Annotated in this window: 19 protein-coding genes; 11 read left to right on the top strand and 8 right to left on the bottom strand. The window is 69.1% G+C overall.

The window, feature by feature from the left end; translation table 11 throughout:
- The first annotated feature begins 60 nt into the window (after window positions 1-60).
- Complete coding sequence (gene clpX, locus G4X40_RS00220; protein ID WP_277829447.1) at window positions 61-1,341, top strand: ATP-dependent Clp protease ATP-binding subunit ClpX; 1,281 nt, start codon at window positions 61-63, stop codon at window positions 1,339-1,341.
- A gap of 3 nt (window positions 1,342-1,344) precedes the next feature.
- A complete protein-coding gene (gene mmuM, locus G4X40_RS00215) occupies window positions 1,345-2,250 on the top strand; it encodes a homocysteine S-methyltransferase (RefSeq protein ID WP_277829446.1) in 906 nt (301 codons plus the stop codon).
- A gap of 267 nt (window positions 2,251-2,517) precedes the next feature.
- Here mmuM and G4X40_RS00210 read toward each other — a convergent pair whose 3' ends face one another.
- Genes G4X40_RS00210 through G4X40_RS00200 form a run of 3 tightly spaced genes read right to left on the bottom strand, consistent with a single transcriptional unit; the run spans window position 2,518 to window position 5,829 of the window.
- Window positions 2,518-3,747 (bottom strand): MFS transporter, encoded by a 1,230-nt coding sequence (locus tag G4X40_RS00210; protein WP_277829445.1) that lies wholly within the window; start codon window positions 3,745-3,747, stop codon window positions 2,518-2,520.
- Window positions 3,734-5,362 (bottom strand): class I adenylate-forming enzyme family protein, encoded by a 1,629-nt coding sequence (locus G4X40_RS00205; RefSeq protein WP_277829444.1) that lies wholly within the window; start codon window positions 5,360-5,362, stop codon window positions 3,734-3,736. Before G4X40_RS00205 ends, G4X40_RS00210 begins: the two co-directional genes overlap by 14 nt.
- Window positions 5,362-5,829, bottom strand: coding sequence for a MaoC/PaaZ C-terminal domain-containing protein (locus G4X40_RS00200; protein WP_277829443.1), 468 nt, complete (start codon window positions 5,827-5,829; stop codon window positions 5,362-5,364). Before G4X40_RS00200 ends, G4X40_RS00205 begins: the two co-directional genes overlap by 1 nt.
- A 103-nt stretch (window positions 5,830-5,932) precedes the next feature.
- On the opposite strand from G4X40_RS00200, the gene G4X40_RS00195 reads away from it, so the two are divergent.
- The gene (locus G4X40_RS00195) at window positions 5,933-6,586 is read left to right on the top strand and encodes a TetR/AcrR family transcriptional regulator (protein ID WP_277829442.1); all 654 of its coding nucleotides are present in this window, start codon (window positions 5,933-5,935) and stop codon (window positions 6,584-6,586) included.
- A 357-nt stretch (window positions 6,587-6,943) separates the two neighbouring features.
- On the opposite strand, the gene fdhD is transcribed toward G4X40_RS00195, so the two are convergent.
- A complete protein-coding gene (gene fdhD, locus G4X40_RS00190; protein ID WP_277829441.1) occupies window positions 6,944-7,771 on the bottom strand; it encodes a formate dehydrogenase accessory sulfurtransferase FdhD in 828 nt (275 codons plus the stop codon).
- On the bottom strand, window positions 7,772-10,078 hold the full coding sequence (locus G4X40_RS00185) for an FdhF/YdeP family oxidoreductase (RefSeq protein WP_277829440.1): 2,307 nt from the start codon (window positions 10,076-10,078) through the stop codon (window positions 7,772-7,774).
- Between the two features lie 124 nt (window positions 10,079-10,202).
- Between G4X40_RS00185 and G4X40_RS00180 the strand changes: the two genes are divergently transcribed.
- Both G4X40_RS00180 and mobA read left to right on the top strand, forming a co-directional pair.
- A complete protein-coding gene (locus tag G4X40_RS00180) occupies window positions 10,203-10,811 on the top strand; it encodes a GNAT family N-acetyltransferase (RefSeq protein WP_277829439.1) in 609 nt (202 codons plus the stop codon).
- A gap of 11 nt (window positions 10,812-10,822) precedes the next feature.
- The gene (gene mobA / locus G4X40_RS00175) at window positions 10,823-11,428 is read left to right on the top strand and encodes a molybdenum cofactor guanylyltransferase (protein WP_277829438.1); all 606 of its coding nucleotides are present in this window, start codon (window positions 10,823-10,825) and stop codon (window positions 11,426-11,428) included.
- Window positions 11,429-11,447: 19 nt separating this feature from the next.
- Here the strand turns inward: mobA and G4X40_RS00170 are convergent, their stop codons facing one another.
- From G4X40_RS00170 to G4X40_RS00160, 3 genes are all read right to left on the bottom strand, one after another.
- Window positions 11,448-11,909 (bottom strand): SRPBCC family protein, encoded by a 462-nt coding sequence (locus G4X40_RS00170; RefSeq protein ID WP_277829437.1) that lies wholly within the window; start codon window positions 11,907-11,909, stop codon window positions 11,448-11,450.
- Window positions 11,906-12,868: a carboxymuconolactone decarboxylase family protein gene (locus tag G4X40_RS00165; RefSeq protein WP_277829436.1), complete on the bottom strand. Its 963-nt coding sequence runs from the start codon at window positions 12,866-12,868 to the stop codon at window positions 11,906-11,908. Before G4X40_RS00165 ends, G4X40_RS00170 begins: the two co-directional genes overlap by 4 nt.
- A gap of 100 nt (window positions 12,869-12,968) precedes the next feature.
- On the bottom strand, window positions 12,969-13,850 hold the full coding sequence (locus tag G4X40_RS00160) for a LysR family transcriptional regulator (RefSeq protein ID WP_277829435.1): 882 nt from the start codon (window positions 13,848-13,850) through the stop codon (window positions 12,969-12,971).
- Between the two features lie 120 nt (window positions 13,851-13,970).
- Here G4X40_RS00160 and G4X40_RS00155 point away from each other — a divergent pair, with 120 nt between their 5' ends.
- From G4X40_RS00155 to G4X40_RS00130, 6 genes are all read left to right on the top strand, one after another.
- Window positions 13,971-15,215: an MFS transporter gene (locus G4X40_RS00155; RefSeq protein ID WP_277829434.1), complete on the top strand. Its 1,245-nt coding sequence runs from the start codon at window positions 13,971-13,973 to the stop codon at window positions 15,213-15,215.
- A 9-nt stretch (window positions 15,216-15,224) separates the two neighbouring features.
- Window positions 15,225-17,894, top strand: coding sequence for a valine--tRNA ligase (locus G4X40_RS00150; RefSeq protein WP_277829433.1), 2,670 nt, complete (start codon window positions 15,225-15,227; stop codon window positions 17,892-17,894).
- A gap of 10 nt (window positions 17,895-17,904) precedes the next feature.
- Window positions 17,905-19,290 carry a bifunctional tetrahydrofolate synthase/dihydrofolate synthase gene (folC, locus tag G4X40_RS00145; protein ID WP_277829432.1) on the top strand — a complete coding sequence of 462 codons (1,386 nt, stop codon included), beginning with the start codon at window positions 17,905-17,907 and terminating at the stop codon, window positions 19,288-19,290.
- Complete coding sequence (locus G4X40_RS00140; RefSeq protein WP_408642076.1) at window positions 19,287-19,697, top strand: DUF4233 domain-containing protein; 411 nt, start codon at window positions 19,287-19,289, stop codon at window positions 19,695-19,697. Before folC ends, G4X40_RS00140 begins: the two co-directional genes overlap by 4 nt.
- A gap of 19 nt (window positions 19,698-19,716) precedes the next feature.
- Window positions 19,717-20,130, top strand: a complete 414-nt coding sequence (ndk, locus tag G4X40_RS00135) for a nucleoside-diphosphate kinase (protein WP_277829431.1) — start codon at window positions 19,717-19,719, stop codon at window positions 20,128-20,130.
- 359 nt (window positions 20,131-20,489) lie between these two features.
- A complete protein-coding gene (locus G4X40_RS00130; protein ID WP_408642075.1) occupies window positions 20,490-23,528 on the top strand; it encodes a translation initiation factor IF-2 N-terminal domain-containing protein in 3,039 nt (1,012 codons plus the stop codon).
- Window positions 23,529-23,576: the final 48 nt, after the last annotated feature.

The raw sequence follows: 23,576 nt of genomic DNA, 5'->3' as shown, positions 1-23,576 counted from the left end.
ATGTGCTCACTTGCCGAGTACGACCGCCATTCGGCGGAGAAGGAGTAGGAGACCTCAGCTATGGCACGCATCGGTGACGGTGGAGATCTGCTCAAGTGCTCCTTCTGTGGCAAAAGCCAGAAGCAGGTCAAGAAGCTCATCGCAGGACCCGGCGTCTACATCTGCGACGAGTGCATCGACCTGTGTAACGAGATCATCGAGGAGGAGCTCGCCGAGGCGAGTGAGGTCAAGCTCGACGACCTGCCCAAGCCGGCCGAGATCCGCGACTTCCTCGAGAACTATGTGATCGGCCAGGATTCGGCCAAGCGGACGCTCGCGGTGGCGGTCTACAACCACTACAAGCGGATCCAGGCCGGCGACAAGGCGAAGGACGCGCGCGGTGAGACCGTGGAGCTGGCCAAGTCCAACATCCTGATGCTCGGGCCGACCGGCTGCGGCAAGACCTACCTGGCGCAGACCCTCGCCAAGATGCTGAACGTGCCGTTCGCCATCGCCGACGCCACCGCGCTCACCGAGGCCGGCTACGTCGGTGAGGACGTCGAGAACATCCTGCTCAAGCTGATCCAGGCCGCCGACTACGACGTCAAGCGCGCCGAGACCGGCATCATCTATATCGACGAAGTCGACAAGATCGCCCGCAAGTCGGAGAACCCGTCGATCACCCGCGACGTGTCCGGCGAGGGCGTGCAGCAGGCGCTGCTGAAGATCCTCGAGGGCACCCAGGCGAGTGTGCCGCCGCAGGGCGGACGCAAGCACCCGCATCAGGAGTTCATCCAGATCGACACGACGAACGTGCTGTTCATCGTGGCGGGTGCGTTCGCGGGGCTCGAGAAGATCGTCTCGGACCGGGTCGGTAAGCGTGGGCTCGGCTTCGGCGCCGAGGTGCGATCGAAGGCCGAGATCGACACCGCCGACCACTTCGCCGACGTGATGCCCGAGGACCTGATCAAGTTCGGTCTGATCCCCGAGTTCATCGGCCGGTTGCCGGTCGTCGCCTCGGTGACCAACCTGGACAAGGCCTCGCTGGTGCAGATCCTGTCCGAGCCGAAGAACGCGCTGGTCAAGCAGTACACGCGGCTGTTCGACATGGACAACGTCGAGCTCGAGTTCACCGATGATGCGCTCGAGGCCATCGCCGATCAGGCGATCCTGCGCGGCACCGGCGCCCGCGGTCTGCGCGCGATCATGGAAGAGGTCCTGCTTCCGGTCATGTACGACATCCCCAGCCGTGACGATGTCGCCAAGGTGGTCGTGACGGGGGAGACGGTCCGCGAGAATGTCAACCCGACCATCGTGCCGCGCAAGGCGGACGACCAGGAACGGCGCGACAAGACCGCTTGACCCATGAGCGGGCCGTTCGGCGGCGGGGTGCTGATCGCTGACGGCGGACTGGCCACCACCTTCGAGGCGCGCGGTCATGACCTGTCCGACGGACTGTGGTCGGCGCGGCTGCTGAAGGATGCGCCCGACGAGATCGTCGCGGTGCATCGGGCGTTCTTCGAAGCGGGAGCCGTAATCGCCACGACGGCGAGCTATCAGGCCTCGCTCGAGGGCTTCGTCGCCCGCGGTATCGCGCAGATCGAGGCAACCGAACTACTCACGCGCAGTGTCGAACTCGCGCGCCGGGCCAGGGACGAGGTCGCCTCGGACGGTCGACGACGCTGGGTCGCCGCGTCGGCCGGTCCCTACGGGGCCGCTCTCGCCGACGGGTCGGAATACCGCGGCCGCTACGGCCTGACCGTCGAGGAGCTCGCCGCGTGGCATCGACCACGGATCGAGGTGCTTGCCGCGGCAAAACCGGATCTGCTTGCGCTCGAAACGGTGCCCGACGTCGACGAGGCGCTGGCACTGATCCGCGCGCTCGACGGCATCGAGGTACCGGCGTGGCTGTCGTACACGATCAGCGGTGGACGCACCCGCGCCGGTCAACCGCTGGACGAGGCGTTCGCGGTCGCCGCCGAGTCGCCGCGCATCGCCGCGGTCGGCGTCAATTGCTGTGCACCCGAGGACGTTTCCGCGGTGCTGGCCGCCGCGCGGGCGGTCACCGACAAGCCGCTGGTCGCCTATCCGAACAGCGGCGAGCGGTGGGACGTGCAGCGCCGTCACTGGACTGGCTCGCGCACGTACTCGCCGGCACTGGCCCTGGAGTGGGTCGCCGCCGGCGCGCGGGTCGTCGGCGGATGCTGCCGGGTGGGCCCGCCCGACATGGCCGCGGTCGCAGCGGAATTGGGTGGTTTCGCCAAGCAATGAGGGCTGAATCGTTCCGGGCCGCTCACCGTCCTTTGCCGGCGACAGACTACGTTGGAGCGTCGATGGCGTGGGCCTGTAGATCGCCGGGAACTCATCTGGTAGCGCGCATCCGAGGATGTTTGTCCAGCCGGTCGGTGTTGAACCGGCCGGCCCACCCCGACGTGGCGGACTCGATGTTGTCGATCGTCTTGACCGAATGTCGGAATGGTCGCGCTCGGACGAGGGCGCCGAGACGGGACCGCGTTACCCGCGGCCCAGTCTCGGCGCTCATTTCCAGGGCGAGAGCACGCCGTCTCTCATAGTGACGTCGTGTGCCGCAGTCGGACCCACGATCCGTCGGGCGTTGAGCAACACGACCGCGGAGAGCGCCAACGGCACGACGTAGGCGATCCGCATGCTGCTCAGATCGGCGATCGGTCCGATCAGACCGGCACCGAGGAGGAAACCCACGTAGGTGAAGGAGTTGGCCCGGGCCACCGAGACTCCGGAGTCGTCGAGTCGGCCGGCCGCGGCGAAGGCCAACGGTGCGATGACGCACAGGCCCAAGCCGGCCAGTGCGAAGCCGAGGATTGCGACCGGCGCAACGGGAGCGATTACCACGAGGGCGGTGCCGACGAGGGCGATCAGAGCGCTGGAACGGACAACGGTCGGGGCGCCCAGCCGGCGGATGACGACGTCGGCTCCTACCCGCCCGAGCAGCATCGCGGCGCTGTACCCCGCAAAGGCCAGGGCCGCGACGGCCTGGGTGGACCCGATTGTGTCGTGGACGTAGACGGCGCTCCAGCTCGAGGCGGAGGATTCGATGAAGTACGCGGAGGTGAGCACCACGCCGATGCTGACGACCGGTAGCCACGGGACACGGTTCCGCTGGGCGTCGGTGGGGGTGGTGGCGGGCTCCGTCGGTCGCTGGATCCGGGCGGCGGCGAGCCACGGTCCGGTGGCCAGGAGGGGAATTGCGAGGACGACGGCGGCGCCGGTCAGGAACAGGCCGAGACTGAGTCCGCTCGCCACGGAGGCCGAGGCGGCGAGTGCGCCGACGATGCCGGCCAGGCTGTAGACGGCGTAGAAGCCGACCATGATGCTGCGGCCGTAGCTCTGTTGGAGCGCGACACCCTTCATGTTCATCGTTGCGTCCACGGTGCCGAAAGCGACGCCCATGAGCACCCAGCCGGGCAGGAGGACAGCCAAAGTGTCGGCATATCCGATGGTGACGAGGGCGAGGTACTCGAGCAGGATCGCCGCGCGCAGCAGCACCTGGCTGTTGATCCGGTGCGCAAGCGAACCGGTCACGAGAGTAGCGATGCCGGCCACTAGGGGAAGTGCGACCGTGAGGAGTGACAGGTCGGAGTCGGAGAGCGAGAAGCGGTCCTTGATCGTCGGCATCCGGGAGACCAGCAGTGCGAAGCCCGCGCCCTGGGCGAGGAAGACCACGAACAGGCCGACGCGGGCCCGCTTCAGTGTGGTGGGTATCGGCGACGCCATCTCAGTGGCCTCCATTGCGGCTTCCGTTCTGGACCCCGGTCTCCAGAATCGTTGTGGGGGGTGGGAGTGCGCGCAGCGCCTGCTTGTCGACCTTGCCGACCGGGAGCAGCGGTAGTGCGTCGAGAAAGGTGATCCGCTTCGGGACCTTGTAGTTGGCGAGGCGGTTGCGCAGCCATTTGCGGAGCGTGTCGCTGTCGAGGTCAGCGCGGGGGTGAAGGACGACGAAGGCGGCGCCGACCTCGGTGAAGACGGGGTCTGGCACGCCGATCACCGCGGCGATCGTGACCGCTGGGTGCTCCTCGAGAGCGAGTTCGATCTCGCGTGGGTAGATGTTGTAGCCGCCGGATTTGTACATTTCGGTCCGCCGTCCGACGAGGCGCAGGTTGCCGTCGGGGCGTAACTCGGCGACATCGCCGGTGCGGAAGTAGCCTGCCGGGGTGAAAGCGGCGTGGGTGGCCTCCGGCCGGCGGAAGTACCCCTTCATGAGGCACCGGTGGCGCACCCAGATCTCGCCCGACTCTCCGGGCAGGGCGTCGTGGCCGTCGTCGGTGACGATCCGCACGTCCATGTCCGGGTCGGGCCGGCCCACCGTGGTGGCCAGCACCTCGTCCGTCGCGGTGGGGTCGGTCCATGTGATCGAAGCGCTGGTCTCGGTCATGCCGTACACCGTCATCAGCCGGACGCCGAGCGCCCGGTAGGCGGCGAGCGTTTCGGCAGGCAGGGGTGCCCCGCCCCACACGACTGCGCGCAGGCAGGACAGGTTGCGGTCGGCGAAGTCTTCCTGCGCTGCGACGAGTTGGAGCACTGTCGGTACGTGGAGCAGCGAGGTCAGCTGCAACTCCTCGATGCGGTCGAGCAGTTCCTGGGCAGAGAACCGTTCAAGGAAAGCGACCATGCCACCCGCGACGAGTGTCGTGCCACAGATGTCGCCGATGCAGGCGATGTGATTGATCGGCAGGTTGCACGGCACCCGCGGCCGGTCGATGTCGAGTACCTCGGCCTCGGTGCGGAAGGCGTATACGAGCCCCTCATGGGCGAGCATCGCACCCTTCGGAGCACCGGAGCTGCCGGAGGTGTAGACGATTACGGCAGCGTCATCGGGCTGCACGGCAGCGCGTCGGGCGGCGTACTCGTTGTCGTCGGTGGCGACCGCATGTTCGAGCAGACAGCCCGAGGAGGTCAGCGGCCCAGCGGTCGGTCCGGCGTCGAGCCGGTAAGCCGCACGCACGCTCGGGAAGTCGGCCAGCAAACGTGCGGTGTCCTCGGTGTAGTTGCGGTCCTCGAAGGCGGCTAGTGAGAGCAGGAGGCTCGGCTCGCAGTCGCCGACGACGTGTGCCAGCTCTCGGTAGGTGTATCGCGGGTTGAGGCCGACCCACACCGCGCCGACCCGCATCGCGGCCAGGAGCGTCACAAGGAATTCCGGACGCGGCGTGCTGAGTACGGCGACCCGCTCGCCGGGCCGGATCCCGGCGCCGATCAGTGCCCGGGCGAGCTCGTCGACGCGTTGGTCAAGGGCGCCATAGTCAAGCACTTCGTCCTCGAACCAGGTGACGGGCTGTGCCGGCGTGTGCGCGGCGTGGTGGGTGACGTACTCGGCGAGGGTGCGGAGTTCCGTCGCGGTGGTGCCCATCACTGCTCGCCGGGGATGAAGAGTGACAGCCAGGTGGCGACCATCGCGGGCTTGTTCTGCCCCTCGACCTCGAGGGTGTTGGAGGTGGTGATGAGGAGTTGGCCGGCGCCCTTGTCCTGCACTTCTTCGATGGTGCAGACGAGACGCAGTCGCTGGCCGACGAACACCGGCGCGGTGAACCGGACCCGGTCCAGGCCGTAGTTGAGACCGTAGAGCGTTTCGCCAGCAGTGATCGGGTTGTGGTTGAAGTGGATCGAGGTGAGGAGTGAGAGCAGGAGAAACCCGTCGATCAGGTCCGGACCGAGCGGGTTGTTCTTGCCGACGGTGAGATCGGTGTAGTCGGGGTCGAGGTAGGTGGACCAGCCGAACTGGGCGAGGTGCTCGCGGTCGACGTTGATCCACTGAGAGGTGAAGAGTGTCTCCCCGATGTGCTCGGATGCCTTCTCCAGGGCCACTGCGTTGGTCATGCGGTTCTCCAAACATAAGTAAATATTTGCTTGCGTTTTGAGTGTGACGCGGATCTCGTCGTCGGTCAATGGTCTGGAGTCGAGCAGAGGCAGAATCGGGGGTATGACGAGCGAGCCGGCGCAGGAGCCTGGGAACCTCGGCACCCCCGAACGGCTACGGCAGCGTCGCAGCCCCCAGCAGCGACGGGGCCGGGCCGCGTTCGACCGCATCCTTCGGGCGACGGGAGAGTTGCTCGACGAGGTTGGGTATGACGGCGTCACCACGTTGAATATCGCCGAGCGTGCCGGTGTGAACATAGCGACGCTCTATCGCTACTTCCCCAATAAGTTGGCGGTGCTGCGTGCGCTGGCTGAGCGCCTGGACGGGGCGCGTGCGGAGGCGGTCGCCGTTGCCCTGGCGGGGATGTCCACTGGCGGTGACTGGCGGGCGACCATCCACTTCGCCGTCGCGGAGACTGCCCGGTTGCGGGCTGCCCAGCCTGGCGGGCGTGCCCTACGACGCGCGCTGCAGTCCTCGCCGGAGCTGTGGCAGGTCGATCATGACCAGACCGTGCGGGTCGCCGGCGGCCTCGCGGCGCGGTTGTGCGAACTCCGGCCTGCCCTCGACGCGGGGGTCGCGCACGACGTCGCGCTGGTCGTGGTCACAACGGTGACCGCGTTGCTGGACCTCGGCAACGCTCCGGAGATCGACCAGGACCGGATCCTGGCGCAGATGCAGGCAATGCTCGAGGGCTACCTGGCGCGATACCTCGACTGAATCCTGACCTGCATCATCCGAATGCTGCGAGCCCGCCCATCGGGTGCGCGTGTCGGCGTCGTGCGGATTCAGCAGATCTTGGAACTTCGGAGGGTCGATAGTTCTGCCGAATTGCATGTGTAAGAAGGACGTTGACATAAGGCTGCTCGCGCTCAGAACCAGTCATTGAACATCGGGCAATAGAGGGCTGAGTCCCTCGGAGGTCGGCGAGGTCAGGGTGACCGATGTCTGCACCTGGCATGGCGTCTGTGGGAATGCAAGGCCTACGGTCATCGCGCCGTGAATGCTCAGCTTGGAAGGACGCGAGTGGTGCGCCACTCGGGAATCGCCGCAGTCGGAGGGGGTTGGGCACCGAGGTTACCCCGAGGTGACCCGCTGCCCGCCGGTGTAGACGTTCATCGAGCGTTCCCGCAGGAAGCCGACGAGCGTCACGCCTGACCGCTCGGCCAGGTCGACGGCCAGCGACGACGGCGCCGATACCGCAGCGAGTACCGGAATCCCTGCCACGGCGGCCTTCTGCACGAGTTCGAACGACGCCCGGCCACTGACCATCAGCACGTGGCCGGTCAGCGGCACGAGCGATTCGCGCACCGCCCAGCCGATGGCCTTGTCGACCGCGTTGTGCCGGCCGACGTCCTCGCGGATCGTGAGCAATTCGCCTGTGCCGGTGAAGATTCCCGCCGCATGCAGCCCGCCCGTCGCATCGAACACCTTCTGTCCGTCGCGCAGCGCACCGGGCAGCGAGCGCAGGGTGTCGGGGGTCAGGACCAGCGGATCGTCGGAAACCGGGTGACGGCTGATCGTCTGCACGTCGTCGATCGAGGAGGTCCCGCACACCCCGCACGCGGAGGTCGTCACGAACGCACGCTCGCGGTGCACCCGCCGTCCGGCCGCGGCGGCGCTCAGTTCGACCTCGACGACGTTGTACGTGTTGGCGCCGGATTCGTCGACGCCCCCGCAGTACCTGGCAGTGACCACATCGTCGCGGCCGTCGATGATGCCCTCGCTCAACAGGAATCCGTGCACCAGGTCGATGTCGCTGCCGGGGGTGCGCATGGTGACGGTCAGCGCACGTCCGCCGACCATGATCTGCAGGGGCTCCTCGACGGCGACGGTGTCCGGGCGGTGCACGTCGCCGGTCGCGGTGATGCGCCGGACCGGGCGGCGGGCGGTGACACGACCCATCTACGCGCCCACCGGTTCCAGTCGCACCACGATGGCCTTGGACACCGGGGTGTTCGAGCGCTCGGCCACATGGTCGAGCGGGACCAGCGGGTTGGTCTCCGGGTAGTAGGCGGCGGCATTGCCGCGCGGCGTCGAATAGGCGACCACACGGAAACCCTCGACCCGGCGCTCCTCGACGGTGCCGTCGACGGGCCACTCGGACACCAGGTCGACCAGCGCCCCGTCGGTGAGCCCCAGTTCGGCGATGTCGTCCGCGTTGACGAACACCACTTTGCGTCCGCCACTGACTCCGCGGTAGCGGTCCTCGAGCCCGTAAATGGTGGTGTTGAACTGGTCGTGGCTGCGCATCGTCTGCAGGATCAGCCGTCCCGGCGGGGTGGGCACCCAGCTGAGTTCGTTGACCGAGAAGTTGGCTTTACCTGTGTCGGTGTGGAATTCACGCGAATCGCGCGGCGGGTGCGGCAGCACGAACCCGTCCGGCAGCCGGACCCGGGCGTTGAAGTCGTCGAACCCCGGCACGACGCGGGCGATCGAGTCGCGGATGGTGTCGTAGTTCGCCTCGAACTCCGCCCACGGGACCGGGTGGTCGGGCCCGAGCAGCGCGACCGCCAACCGGCACACGATCGAGACCTCGCTGCGCAGATACGGACTGGCCGGTTCGAGACGGCCGTGGCTCAGGTGCACCATCGACATCGAGTCCTCCACCGACACCTGCTGGTCGCCGGTGGCCTGCACGTCGGCCTCGGTGCGCCCGAGCGTCGGCAGAATCAGCGCGACTTCGCCGTGCACGACGTGACTGCGGTTGAGCTTCGTGGACACCTGCACGGTCAGCGCGCACTGGCGCAGCCCGGCCTCGGTGACCGCCGTGTCGGGTGTGGCCGAGACGAAGTTGCCGCCCATCCCGATGAACACCTTCGCCTTGCCGTCGCGCATGGCCCGCAGCGCGGCGACGGTGTCGTGACCGTGCTCGCGGGGACAGTCGATGCCGAACTCGCTCTCGAGCGCGGCCAGGAACGACTCCGGCATCTGCTCCCAGATGCCCATGGTGCGGTCGCCCTGCACGTTCGAGTGTCCGCGCACCGGGCACACCCCGGCGCCCGGCTTGCCGATCATGCCACGCAGCAGCAGCAGGTTGACCGCCTCGCCGATCGTGTCGACGGCCTTGGCCTGCTGGGTCAGGCCCATCGCCCAGCAGATGACCGTGCGCTTCGACGCGGCCATCGCCTCGGCCATGGTGCGGATCTGCTGCTCGGACAGTCCGGTCGCGGTGAGCACCTCGCCGAGATCCACCTCGCGCAGGTGCGCCAGGTACTCGTCGAAGCCCGCGGTGTGGTCGGCGATGAAGGCGTGGTCGAACACCGTGCCGGGGGCGGCGTCCTCGGCCTCCGCGAGCAGTCGGCCGAGCCCCTGGAACAGCGCGAGGTCGCCGCCGATGCGGATCTGCAGGTACTGGTCGGCCAGCGCCACGCCCTTGCCGATCACGCCGCTCGGCCGCTGTGGGTCCTTGAACCGCAACAGCCCGGCCTCGGGGAGCGGATTGACCGCGATGATGTTGGCGCCCGTGCGTTTCGCCGATTCGAGGACGGTCAGCATGCGCGGATGGTTGGTGCCGGGGTTCTGGCCGGCGATGATGATCAGGTCCGCATTCTCCACGTCCTCGACCGTCACCGAGCCCTTGCCGATACCGATCGCGGCGCCCAGCGCACTGCCAGACGACTCGTGGCACATGTTGGAGCAGTCCGGCAGATTGTTGGTGCCGAACGAGCGCACCAGCAGTTGGTAGACGAATGCCGCCTCGTTGCTCGTGCGGCCCGAGGTGTAGAAGATCGCCTCGTCGGGGCTGTCGAGCGAGCGCAACTCGTCGGCGATCAACTCGAACGCCTCACCCCACGAGATCGGCGCGTAGTGGGTCTCGCCCTCGCGCAGCACCATCGGGTGGGTCAGGCGGCCCTGCTGACCGAGCCAGTAGTCGGTCTTGCCGGCCAGGTCCGCGACGGAGTGGTCGGCGAAGAAGGCCGGGGTCACCCGCCGCAGCGTCGCCTCCTCGGCGACCGCCTTCGCGCCGTTCTCGCAGAATTCGGCGATCTTGCGTCCGCCGTGCCGCTCCGGCCAGGCGCAGCCGGGGCAGTCGAAGCCGTCGCGTTGGTTGATCCGCAGCAGCGTGCGCGCGGTGCGGACCGGCCCCATCTGCTCGACGTCGCGTTTCATGCTCACCGCGACCGCCGGCACGCCCGCCGCCCACTGCTTGCGTTCGTGCACGCTCAGGTCACGCTCGTCGATGTCCTTGTCGGGACCCTTCCACACCATTGCTCCATGGTGGACCCTTCACCGGGCGATTGCATCATCGCGGCCACCGACACCGCTGATCCGTGCGGGGACGCGCGGTGCGGGCGTGCGGTGCCGACCGCGCTCCTGTGCGAACCTGGAGGGCATGACGGTGACGGTGCGTAGCGCGACCAGGCACGACATCCAGGACGTCGCCGAGGTCCTTGCCTTGGCGTTCTACGACGACCCGGTCATGCAGTGGATGGTTCCGGACGACGAGCGGCGAATGACCGCGTTGCGCCGGTTGTACATTCGCGATCTCCGGTTCCATCACCTGTCCGCCGGCGAGGTGGACATGGCCTACGGCGACGACGGACTGCTCGGAGGAGTGGCCGCCTGGAACCGGCCGGGCCACTGGCATCCGTCGACGTGGCAGTCGCTGCGATCGCTGCCCGCGGTGTTGTGGGCGCTGGGCGGCCGGATCCGGGCCGGCGCGCAGATCGACGGGATGCTGACCGAGGCGCATCCGCGCGAGCGGCACTGGTACCTCGAATCGATCGGCACGGACCCGCAGGTGCGCGGCGGCGGATTCGGCAAGGCCCTGCTCGGCAAGGGACTCGCCCGCTGCGACGAGGCACGGATGCCCGCCTACCTGGAATCCTCGAAGGAGGCGAACATCGAGTACTACGAGCGGTTCGGGTTCGCGGTGCAGCGCGAGTTGGCGGTCCCCGACGGCGGGCCGATCCTGTACGCCATGTGGCGCACCCCCCAGTGAGCGAGACACCGGTGAGCGAGACGCCGGCACCAGAGACGGAGCGGGTCTGCGGCATCGTGCTCGTCGGAGGCCGCTCCCGCCGGATGGGGTCGGACAAGAGTGCGCTGCCGTGGGGTTCCTCCACACTGCTGGGCGCCATCGTCGACACCCTGCGCGGGGTGTTCGAGGAGGTCGTGGTGGTCGCCGCGCCCGGTCAGCGGCTGCCGGAGGTGGCGGCGCGGATCGTGCGCGACGAGGTCGCCGACGAGGGACCGCTGCGGGGCCTGGCGACCGGACTGGCCGCCGCTGTGGAGTTGGGTGCGACCGCCACGTACGTGACTGCGACGGACACGCCGAATGTAGTTGCGGCACTGATTCGTTCGCTCGTGCGAGGCTTGAACGGCGACGTGGACGCGGTGCTGGCGCACGACGGCGACCGCGACCAACCGCTGGTCGCGGTCTACCGCACCACCGTGCTGTCCGAGGCTCGGGAGGCACTGGAGTCGGGGGAGCGCAGCATGATGCGGTTCGTCGCCGGGCTCCGGGTCGCGCGTGTGCAGGCCGACCCCGCGCAGTTGGTCAACCTGAACACTCGCCGCGATTTCGAGCGGGCGCAGCGCCGCGCTGCCCGGGGGTAGTGGGCGCGGGCCTCTTCACTCACAGGTCGTCGGTCATCTCCCACGGCGCGCGCGACAGTACGTGTCCGGTCTCGAGCACCGACTTCAGGTTCGACAGCACCGCCGGCCACCCGCGCGCGGCGGCGGCATGGTCGGCGGGAGTCGGCAGGTGCTCGTGGGTGAGGGCCAGCCGCGAGGTCGCGCCGTGCGGATCGATACGGAACGTGACCAGCGGTGGGCGCGCGGCTTCGGTGGCCGCGGGATCTTCGAAGGTCATCGCAAGATGCCGGGGCGGGTCGGCCGTCACCACCGTGCCGACCACATCGGCCACGCCCGACCCGTCGGTGCGCTGGTGTTCCCACCGTGCGCCGGCGGTCCAGTCCGACACGTTGCGGTGGCCCCAATAGTCACCGGTCAGGTCGGCATCCGTCAGGGCGTGCCACACCCGCTCCGGGGCGGCCTCGATGTAGAGGACGTAGCCGAACTCCGACGACGCGTTCATGGGGTGCTCCTCAACTGCCGGTGCGGGTCCTCGATGCCCGGTGGCGGTTCCAGGCCGAAGCGCATGCCGCCGTCCGCGTCGACGTCGTAGATCTCGACGCCCTCTGATACATGCGCACCGTCGGACCCCGTGGAGACGGCGATCTTGTTGCTCGCGTTGCGCATCATGTCCGCGACCAGTTCGACGGCTTCGGCCGGAGTGAACCAGCGGCGCACTCGTGCGACGACCTCCTCGTCGACGAACCCGGGCTGCCACACGAGTGAATCGACCAATGCGAGGGCTGCGCTGTGCCGATCGGAGAACCGGTTGCTGAGCGCGTGATCGTCGAGCGCGTCGAACGTCGACTCGTCGGCGCCTGCGGCCAGCGCCGAACGGTTGCGCAGCGACCTGCACAGGCGGCAGTTGTGCTGGCGCGCAGCCCGCAGCCGGACCAGTTCGCCCGTCACCGGGTCGAGCTCGCGCAACTGCGCGACCCGCGTGAGGAACGTGTCGACCAGCGGCCATGCGTTCGCGGTGCGGTTCCACCGATCCGGTACCGGCCACGTTCCCGGGCCGGGGAACAGCTGGTCCAATGCCCGACGCGCCCGCGGTGCCCAGTCCGCGACGTACAGCGCGATCACGAACTCCCGGGTGCGCCCGCCCAATGCCGCCACGAGTTCCGCGCGTGCGCTGTCGGTGATCGCCGAGACGTCGACGCTGAACTGCTCGGCGAACCCGAGCGCCACTTGCGTCTCCGCCGACAGGGCGCCGGTGTCGAGGTCGTCCGGCCCGGACCAGGGAAGCGGCGGCAACGAGAGCGTGGCGGCGCATGCGCGCCGGACGAGCGGGATCAGCGGGGCGTCGCCGATCTGCGGTTCGAGCGCGACGAGGTCCTCGAGCACAGCGGCGACCGCGGGGGCGTAGCGCCGCAGCGCGACCGCGCCCGAAATCTCCGGCCAGGCGTCGTCCTGCGTTGCCACGCTGCTCACCTCGTTCGGGTCGACCGATCGGACCGCTCCAGTGTGACCCACGACACCGACAGGTCGTCGACGCCTCCCGCTGAGCGAACGCCGCCACCCCTCAGTCGCGTCCCCATCCGGCGACGAACTGCGCGAACAGCCGGACCGGCTCCGGGTGCGTCCGGTCCGTGCGCCAGACGGCACCGATGTCGCGGGTTGCATCGGGATCGCTCAGCGGCACGAGCGTCACGCCGTCCGGTGCCGGCTGGTGTCGCTGCACCGGCATCACCGCGACACCCAGCCCGGCGGAGACCAGCCCGCCGATCGTGGTGAGCTCGGCGCTCTCGAACGTGACGTTCGGCTCGAAACCTGCTGCCGCGCAGAGCTCGTCGAGGATGCGCCGCATACCGAAGTTCGGGTGCATGGTGATCAGCGGCTCGTCCGCGACCTCCCGCAGTCGCATCCGGCGGCGCCGCGCGAACCGGTGGCCGCGCGGCACGGCGAGTGCCAACTGCTGCTGGGTCAGCACGTGCCAGTCCAGCCCGTCGACGACCGGCCGGGGCGAGACCAGCGCGAGGTCGGAGCGACCCTCCAGGACCCGGTTCGCCAGCAGTCCCTGCGCACCCTGGAACAGCCGGAACTCGATCCCGGGACGGTCCCGATGGAAGTCCTTGATCAGTGTCGGGACCAACCACGTACCGAACGAGTGCAGGAAATCCAGCCGGACCGTGCCGCGGTCCGGGCTGACCAATGCGGTGATCTCCTCGCGCGCTGCCGTCAACTCGTCCAGTGCGCGTCGGGCATGCCGGTGGAGCACCTCACCGCACGGGTTCAGCGCGATCCGTCGTCCGTGGCGATCGAAGAGTTGCGCGCCCAGGTCGCGTTCGAGGCGTTGCAGCATCCGGGTCAGCGTGGGCTGGCTCAGGTGCAGTTCACGCGCCGCCGAGGTGACCTGGCCGTGCTCGGCCAGCGTCAGGAACCAGTGAAGGTCATCACTGAGCACGGCCGTCGCCCCCGTCTCCCGTCCGCAGACGCTCGCTCTATGTCGCTGCTGCATGAGCATGCCCGAATTGATTCATTTTGATCGATCCAAGGCGCAGATGACCATGGGTGCGGAGGAAAGATGACGACAACGACTCATTCATCGACCGAAGACTCTGCGCCTGCATCCGTCGACGAACGTCACCGCCGCGGCACCCGCGGCTTCAACCGGATCAGCCTGGCGCTGTTCGCGGCGGGCCTGACGACCTTCGTGTCGATGTACTGCACGCAGGCGCTGCTGCCCGCGCTGTCCGGCTCGTTCGGGGTGTCCCCGGCGTCGGCGGCGCTGGCGGTGTCGGTCACCACCGGAGTGCTCGCGCTCGCGATCATCCCGGCCAGTGCGCTCTCGGAACGCTTCGGCCGCACCCGGGTGATGGTGATCTCGGCCTCGACGTCCGCGGTGATCGGCCTGCTGCTGCCGCTGAGCCCGACCTTCTCGGCCCTGCTCGCCGGTCGCGCGCTGCAGGGTCTGACATTGGCAGGGGTGCCCGCTGTGGCGATGGCCTACCTCGCAGAGGAGGTGCACGCCGACTCGCTCGGCCTGGCGATGGGTCGTTACGTCGCGGGCACCACCCTCGGCGGGCTGCTCGGCAGGCTGGTGCCGTCGGGTGTGCTCGACGCGACCACCTGGCGTTGGGGCCTCGAGGCCGCGGCTGTGACGGCGCTGGTGTGCGCGGTCGTCTTCCTGCGCACGCTACCGCGCTCACGGCACTTCCGCCCGCAGTCGGTCGGCGTCCGGGTGCTCGTCGCCAACGTGCGCGGCCATCTGTCGTCCCCGGCGCTGTGCTCGCTGTTTGCGCTCGGATTCCTGCTCATGGGCGGGTTCGTGTCGGTGTACAACTTCCTCGGCTACCGGCTGATGCGGCCGCCGTTCGGGCTCTCCGAGGCGACGGTCGGGCTGGTGTTCCTGATGTATCTGGCAGGCACGGTCAGCTCGACGGTCGCCGGGCGCATCGCCGACCGCGCCGGCCGCGGCCGCACCATGACGGTGGCAGTGCTCGTCTCCGCGGCCGGGCTGCTCGTGACGATCCCGGACGAACTGCCGCTGATCCTGGTGGGCGTGCTGCTGTTCACCGGCGGGTTCTTCGCCGCGCACGCGGTCGCCAGTGGATGGGTCGGCGCGCTGGCCACCGGGCACCGCGCGGAGGCGTCGGCGCTGTACCTGTTCGCCTATTACCTCGGCAGCAGCGTGGTCGGCGCGCTGACCGGCCTGGCCTTCGCCGCGCAGGGGTGGACGGGCCTGGTGGTCGGGGTGTCGGCGCTGCTGGCCGTCGCGCTGGCACTGGTCGTCGGCCTGAGACTCAGGTCACACCCGGCGCGCCACTAGAATCGCGGCGTGACCAGTGCAGCTTCCGAATCGTCCCAGAACCCCGCCTCCGCGCTTCCCAAGTCCTGGGAGCCGAGCGCCGTCGAGGCCGAGCTGTACCAGGGCTGGGTAGACGCCGGGTACTTCACCGCCGACGCGACCAGCGACAAGCCCGGCTACTCGATCGTGCTGCCGCCGCCGAACGTCACCGGCAGCCTGCACATGGGCCACGCGCTCGACCACACGCTGATGGACGTGCTCTCGCGCCGCAAGCGGATGCAGGGCTACGAGGTGCTGTGGCTGCCGGGTATGGACCACGCCGGCATCGCCACCCAGATGGTCGTCGAGAAGCAGCTGGCCGCCGAGGGCAAGCGTCGCGACGAGATGAGCCGCGAGGACTTCATCGAGCGGGTCTGGAAGTGGAAGGCCGAGTCCGGCGGCACCATCGGCGAGCAGATGCGCCGCCTCGGCGACGGGGTGGACTGGTCCCGCGAGCGGTTCACCCTCGACGAGGGACTGTCCCGCGCGGTGCAGACGATCTTCAAGCGGCTCTACGACGCCGGACTGATCTACCGGGCCGAGCGGCTGGTCAACTGGTCGCCGGTGCTGCAGACGGCGATCTCCGACATCGAGGTCAAGTTCGAGGACGTCGAGGGCGAGCTCGTCTCGCTGCGCTACGGCTCGCTCGACGATGCCGAGCCGCACGTCATCGTCGCGACCACCCGTGTCGAGACCATGCTCGGCGACACCGCGGTCGCCGTGCACCCCGCCGACGAGCGCTACCAGGCGCTGATCGGCACCACTATCGAGCACCCGATCACCGGCCGGCAGATCCCGATCATCGCCGACGACTACGTCGACCCCGAGTTCGGCACCGGCGCCGTGAAGATCACCCCCGCGCACGACCCGAACGACTTCGAGATGGGCCTGCGGCACAAGCTGCCGATGCCCACGATCATGGACGAGACCGGCAAGATCGCCGACACCGGAACGCGATTCGACGGCATGGACCGCTTCGAGGCGCGGGTGATGATCCGCGAGGAACTCGCCGGGCAGGGCCGCGTGGTCGCGGAGAAGCGTCCGTACCTGCACAGCGTCGGCCACTCGGAGCGCAGCGGCGAGTCCATCGAGCCGCGGCTGAGCATGCAGTGGTGGGTCAAGGTCGACGAGCTCGCGAAGATGGCCGGCGACGCGGTCCGCGACGGCGAGACCACGATCCACCCGAAGAGCCTCGAACCGCGCTGGTTCGGCTGGGTCGACGACATGCACGACTGGTGCATCTCGCGTCAGCTGTGGTGGGGCCACCGCATCCCGATCTGGTACGGGCCCGACGGCGAGGCCGTGTGCGTCGGACCCGACGAGATCGCGCCCGAGGGCTACGTGCAGGACCCGGACGTGCTCGACACCTGGTTCTCCTCGGGTCTGTGGCCGTTCTCCACGATGGGCTGGCCCGACAAGACCGACGAGCTCGAGAAGTTCTATCCGACAAGCGTTCTCGTCACCGGATACGACATCCTGTTCTTCTGGGTCGCCCGGATGATGATGTTCGGCAAGTTCGTCGCCCGTGACGCAGGTGAGGACGCCGCGCCCGGTCCGGTGCCCTTCCACGACGTGTTCCTGCATGGACTGGTCCGCGACGAGCACGGCAAGAAGATGTCGAAGTCGCGCGGCAACGGCATCGACCCGCTGGACTGGGTCGAGCGCTTCGGCGCGGACGCGCTGCGCTTCACGCTGGCGCGCGGGGCGAACCCGGGCTCGGACCTGTCGGTCGGCGAGGACCACGCGAAGTCCTCGCGCAGCTTCGCCACCAAGCTGTTCAATGCCACCAAGTTCGCGATGATGAACGGTGCGCGCCCGGCCCCGCTGCCCGATCGCGCCGACCTGACCGACGTCGACCGCTGGATCCTCGACCGACTGGAGCAGGTCCGCGCCGAGGTCGACGCCGACTTCGACCGCTACGAGTTCGGCAAGGCCTGTGAGGCGCTGTACCACTTCGCGTGGGACGAGGTCTGCGACTGGTATCTCGAGTTGGCCAAGGTGCAGTTCGCCGCGGAACCGGCCCGAGTCGAGGCGACCCGCGCGGTGCTCGGCACTGTGCTGGACGCACTGCTGCGCCTGCTGCACCCGGTGATGCCGTTCGTCACCGAGACGCTGTGGAAGGTGCTCACCGGCGGCGAGTCCGTGGTGATCGCGCAGTGGCCGGCCGCGACCGATGTGGAGGCCGATGCCGTTGCTGCCCAGCGTGTCTCGGACATGCAGAAGCTGATCACCGAGGTGCGCCGGTTCCGCAGCGGTCAGGGCCTGAACGACAAGCAGAAGGTCTCGGCCCGGCTGACCGGCATGGGTGAGGCCGACCTCGAGGGCAAGCTCGGGTCGATCGCCTCGCAGGCGTGGCTGACCGACCCGGCGCCGGACTTCACGGTCACCGCGTCGCTGGAGGTGCGGCTGAGCCGGGCGACCGTCGTCGTCGAACTCGACACCTCGGGCACCGTCGACGTCGAGGCCGAGAAGCGCCGTCTGGCCAAGGATCTCGCCGCCGCGGAGAAGGAACTCGCGAGCACGACCGGCAAGCTCGGCAACGAGGCCTTCCTGGCGAAGGCTCCCGAGAAGGTCGTCGAGAAGATCCGCGGCCGTCAACAGGTCGCCACCGAGGACGTCGCCCGACTCAGGGCGCGTCTGGCCGAACTGGACGGAAAGTGAGCGGCAACCGGTGAACAGCACAGAGCCGTCCGCCGAGGAACTCGCGGAACTCGTCGCGGTTGAGGCCGAGCTGGACAAGCGCTGGCCCGAGACGAAGATCGAGCCGTCGCTGACCCGGATCTCGGCACTCATGGAACTGCTCGGCTCACCGCAGTCGAGCTACCCGGTGGTGCACGTCGCGGGAACCAACGGCAAGACGTCGGTGACCCGGATGATCGATGCACTGCTGACCCGTCTTCACCTGCGCGTCGGCCGCACCACCAGCCCGCACCTGCAACTGGCGACCGAACGGATCGCCGTCGACGGACACCCGATCTCGCCGCACAAGTACGTCGAGCTCTATCAGGACCTGCGCCCGTACGTGGAGATGATCGACGCGCAGTCGCAGGCCGCGGGCGGACCGGCGATGAGCAAGTTCGAAGTGCTCACCGCGATGGCCTATGCCGGATTCGCCGACGCGCCGGTGGACGTGGCGGTCGTCGAGACCGGCCTCGGTGGTCGCTGGGACGCGACCAATGTCGTCGAATCGCACGTCTCGGTGATCACGCCGATCGGGTTCGACCACATGGAATACCTGGGCAACGACCTCGAATCGATCGCGGGGGAGAAGGCCGGGATCATCAAGGGCTCGTCGGTGGCGATCATCGCCCAGCAGGAGCCGGAGGCGATGGACGTGCTGCTGCGCCGGGCCGTCGAGGTCGAGGCGCCGATCGCGCGTGAGGGTTCGGAGTTCATGGTGCGCGCCCGCCGGGTCGCGATCGGTGGACAGCAGCTCGAGCTGCAGGGACTCGGCGGCGTCTACGACGACATCTTCCTGCCCCTGCACGGCGAGCACCAGGCGCACAACGCCGCACTCGCGTTGGCCGCGGTCGAGGCGTTCTTCGGCGCCGGCAAGGACCGGCAACTCGACATCGAGGCCGTGCGGGAGGGGTTCGCGTCGGTCGTGAACCCGGGTCGGCTCGAGCGGGTGCGCAACGCGCCGACGGTGTTCCTCGACGCCGCGCACAATCCCCACGGTGCCAAGGCGTTGGCCGCGGCGCTGGCCGACGAGTTCGACTTCCGCAAGCTCGTCGGCGTCGTCGCCGTGCTCGCGGACAAGGACGTCGACGGTATCCTCGCGGCACTGGAGCCGGTGTTCGACGAGGTGGTCGTCACCGCCAACGGTTCGCCGCGGGCGCTCGCCGTCGACGACCTCGCCGACCGTGCGGTCGCCAGGTTCGGCGACGAACGCGTTGTCGTCGCGAACACCCTGCCCGACGCCCTGGAGACCGCGATCGGCCTGGCCGAGGAGGTCTCCGAACCTGGGGAGGCGGTCTCGGGCGCCGGTGTGGTGGTCACCGGATCGGTGGTGACCGCGGGCGCGGTCCGCACGCTGTTTGGAAAGGAACCCGCGTGAGCGAGCAGACCCCCGAGCCTCAGCAGGGGCCGTTCAAGCCGCCGGCGAAGGACCCGTGGAAGGGATTACGCGGCGTCATGGCCGGCACCCTGGTCCTCGAGGCGATCGTCGTGCTGCTGGCCCTGCCGGTCGTCGCGACCGTCGGCGGCGGCCTGACTCCCGCATCGATGGTCTACATCGTCGGCCTCGCCGTGCTGATGATCCTGGGTGCGGGATTTCAGGGCCGGTCGTGGGCGCTCTGGTACAACGTGACGCTGCAGGTGCTGGCCGTGGCGGCGTTCTTCATCCACCCGGCGCTCGGCGCGTGCGGACTGTTGTTCGCGGCGGTGTGGGCGTACATCTTCTATCTGCGCAGGGACCTCAAGGACCGGATCGAACAGGGTCTGCTGCCGGGTCAGCGGGACTGACCCACTAGGCTGACCACCCGTGACAGAGCGCACCCTCGTACTGATCAAGCCCGACGGCGTCGCCCGCGGATACGTCGGCGAAATCCTCTCCCGCATCGAGCGCAAGGGCCTGACCCTCGCCGCCATGGAACTGCGGACCGCCCCGACCTCGGTGGCCGCCGAGCACTACGCCGAGCACGAGGGCAAGCCGTTTTATCCGGGGCTGCTCGAGTTCATCACCTCGGGCCCGCTCGTGGCCGCGGTCGTCGAGGGTCCGCGCGCGATTGCCGCCTTCCGGCAGCTGGCCGGATCGACCGACCCGGTCGCCGCCGCGGCCCCGGGGTCCATCCGAGGCGATCTGGCGACCGAGACCCAGCGCAACCTGGTGCACGGATCCGACTCGACCGAGTCGGCCGACCGGGAGATCGGCATCTGGTTCCCCGAGCTGGGATAGCGCTCTCTCGGACCGTGGCCGGCGGTGCGCGGCAGGCGGCGCCGCGTCGCGTGGTGGTGTTGGCGTGGGTTCGGCGGCGGATGTGGGATACTGGCAGCAGTCGTAGCGCGAGCAGCAACTCGCGTGGCGACCGGATGTAGCCGACGGTTCTCCCGAGGTCATCGCAGCTCTGCCGGACGGGAAATCCCCGACGGAGCACGAGCATGCTGGATGACGAGGGGCGAACCGAGGTCATTCAGTCAGGTTCCGCGTCGAGACGCGGAGCGAGACCAGCCGATCTCGTGCCCTGCCGGGTTCGAGCACACAGAATTGCCCTCGCGTGGCCGCGTCGGACGCGCCCGGGGGTCCGAGGAGACTACGTGGCCGATCAAGCGCCGCCCGAGAATGTGAATACCGAGACCGGAGCCTCGACCGATCCACATGCGATCGAGTTCCCGAACCGCCTGCGGGTGCACGCGCTGGCGAAGCTGATCGGTGTCACCAGCAAGCAGGTCCTGGCGGAATTGGCCGCCCTCGGTGAGCAGGTGCGCACCGCGCAGTCCAGCATCGACCGAACCGTCGCCGAGCGGGTGCACGCGGCGTTGACCGGCGGTGGCAGTGAGGCCGCGCCGGCAGAAGCCGCCCCGGTCGAACCGGCGCAGGCAGCGACCGAGCCTGCCCAGTCCGAGCCCACCCCGGCCGCGCCGGTGACCGCCGAGCCGGAGAGTGCAGGGCCTGCCGCCGCCGAGCCCGCGACTGTCGAGGCGCAGGCCGTCTCGCCGCTGTTCGTCGCACCGGCGCCGGCCGCGGAACTCCCGCTGTTCCTGCCGCCCGAACCGGTGGAGGCACGTCCGCGTACCGCCCCCAGCGCACCGGCCGAGCCGGAGGCCGCAGCCGAGACGCAGCCGCAGGAGTCTGCCGCGGCCGAAACCGAGTCCGAGACCGAGGCGGAGTCCGAGTCGGACGAGTCGGGAGCGACGCGTCGTCGCCGCCGCGGCCGTCGCGGTCGCGGACGTGGGCGTGGCGAGCAGGGCGGCGGCGAGCCGGAGAAGGAAGGCGCGCCGGAGTCCGCGTCGTCCGCGGAGACCGAGCACGGCGACGTCGAGCAGCCGTCGGAGGGCAAGCAGGCCGAGGCCGAGCAGCCCGACGAGGTCGAGGCGGGGAAGTCCGGCGAGGAGAACGAAGCAGAGAACGCCGCCGACGGCGAGTCCGGTGAGGGCAGCCGTCGCCGCCGTCGCCGCCGCCGCCGCAAGTCGGGCAGCGGCGAGTCGGCCGAGGAGGGCGGCTCGCACGACGATCCGCCGAACACGGTCGTGCACGAGCGCGAACCACGCAACAAGGGTCGCGGGCGCGACGAGGTGCAGGGCATCAGCGGGTCGACCCGGCTCGAGGCCAAGCGTCAGCGCCGTCGCGACGGTCGGGACGCCGGGCGCCGTCGCCCGCCGATCCTCTCGGAGTCTGAGTTCCTCGCCCGTCGTGAGGCGGTCGACCGGGTCATGGTCGTGCGGGAGAAAAAGCTGACCGGCGAGCACGCCGGCGGAAACGGCCTGATGACGCAGGTCGGTGTCCTCGAGGACGGTGTGCTCGTCGAGCACTTCGTCACCAGTGCGGCGTCGGCCTCGATGGTCGGCAACATCTACCTCGGCCGGGTGCAGAACGTGCTGCCCAGCATGGAGGCGGCCTTCGTCGACATCGGCCGCGGGCGCAACGGCGTGCTGTACGCGGGCGAGGTCGACTGGGATGCGGCCGGGCTCGGCGGCAACTCGCGCCGGATCGAGCAGGCCCTCAAGCCGGGCGATCAGGTGCTGGTCCAGGTCAGCAAGGACCCGGTCGGGCACAAGGGCGCCCGCCTGACCACCCAGGTCAGCCTCGCGGGTCGATTCCTCGTCTACGTTCCCGGCGGCGGCTCGACCGGTATCAGCCGCAAGCTGCCCGACACCGAACGCAAGCGTCTCAAGGAGATCCTCCGCGAGATCGTCCCGTCGGACGCCGGCGTGATCATCCGCACCGCATCCGAGGGCGTCAGCGAAGAGGAACTCTCCCGTGACGTCACCCGGCTGCAGAAGCAGTGGGCGTCCATCCAGGAGTCCGCCGAGCAGGCCAAGGCGGGCAAGTCGGGATCCCCGAAGGCCCTCTACGAGGAGCCCGACCTGCTGGTCAAGGTCGTGCGCGACCTGTTCAACGAGGACTTCTCGAAACTCGTCGTCGAGGGTGAACGGGCGTGGGACACGGTCGAGACCTACGTCAAGACCGTCGCCCCCGACCTGCTCCCGCGCGTGGAACGGCACGACTCGAACCCGGACGTGTTCACCGTCTACCGGATCGACGAGCAGTTGGCGAAGGCACTCGAGCGGAAGGTGTGGCTGCCGTCCGGCGGCACGCTGGTGATCGACCGCACCGAGGCCATGACGGTCGTCGACGTCAACACCGGCAAGTTCACCGGCTCCGGCGGGAACCTCGAGGAGACGGTCACCCGCAACAACCTCGAGGCCGCCGAGGAGATCGTGCGGCAGATGCGGCTGCGCGACATCGGCGGCATGATCGTCGTCGACTTCATCGACATGGTGCTCGAGTCCAACCGCGACCTGGTCCTGCGCCGGCTCACCGAGGCGCTCGGACGCGACCGCACCCGCCACCAGGTCTCCGAGGTGACCTCGCTCGGACTGGTGCAGATGACCCGCAAGAAGCTGGGCACAGGCCTGGTGGAGGCGTTCTCGACGAACTGTGAACACTGCCACGGCCGCGGCATCGTCGTGCACGCCGATCCGGTGGTCGCCGAGGGCACGGACAATGCGAAGCCCGGCAAGTCGGAGGGCTCGCGCAAGAGCAAGCGCTCCAAGTCCGGCCGGTCGGAAGCGCAGCGTGAGGCCGGACATGACAACGCCGATAACAACACCGGCAAGGCCGACGTGGAGAAGGCGAAGGCCGACGCCGAGGCGCACGCACACCACGCGTCCGAGCACCCGATGTTCCGGGCGATGGCGGCCGCGCAGACCGACGACCAGCTGTCGGAGTCGGCGGCCGAGGGTGTGAAGGCCGACACCACGGTGACGGGCACCGCCCCGGCCGAGGCGGTCCAGATCGAGACCGTCGAGGTCGAGACTCCCGCCGAACCTGCAGCGGCGGAAGCTGTTCCGGCATCCGATACGCAGGCCCTCGAACCCCCCAAGCGCCGACGTTCCCGGCGTGCCTCGCGCCCGGCGTCGACGCCGGTGCACCACGAGGCGCCCGTCGCGGAGGTGATCGCCTCGACCGTCCCGACACCGAGCGAGCCGCCGGCGGAGGCCGTCGGCGGCGCCGAGCCCGCGGTCGACGCGGCCGGCCGGCCCGGAGACGAGCCGGACACGACCCCGCGACGTCGCCCCAGGCGGCGTGCGGCGGCGCGCCGGGCGGGGCCTCCGGTGAGCGCCGAGGCCTGACGGCCGACGGGAGGGTGGCCGGTTTGACCCTGCGTGCCGCCTTCCCGT

Source organism: Speluncibacter jeojiensis, assembly GCF_029589495.1.
In the GTDB taxonomy this organism is placed as follows: Bacteria; Actinomycetota; Actinomycetes; order Mycobacteriales; family Mycobacteriaceae; genus Speluncibacter; species Speluncibacter jeojiensis.
Note: the sequence above shows the minus strand (reverse complement) of the source record. Positions and strands in the feature narration are given on the sequence as shown.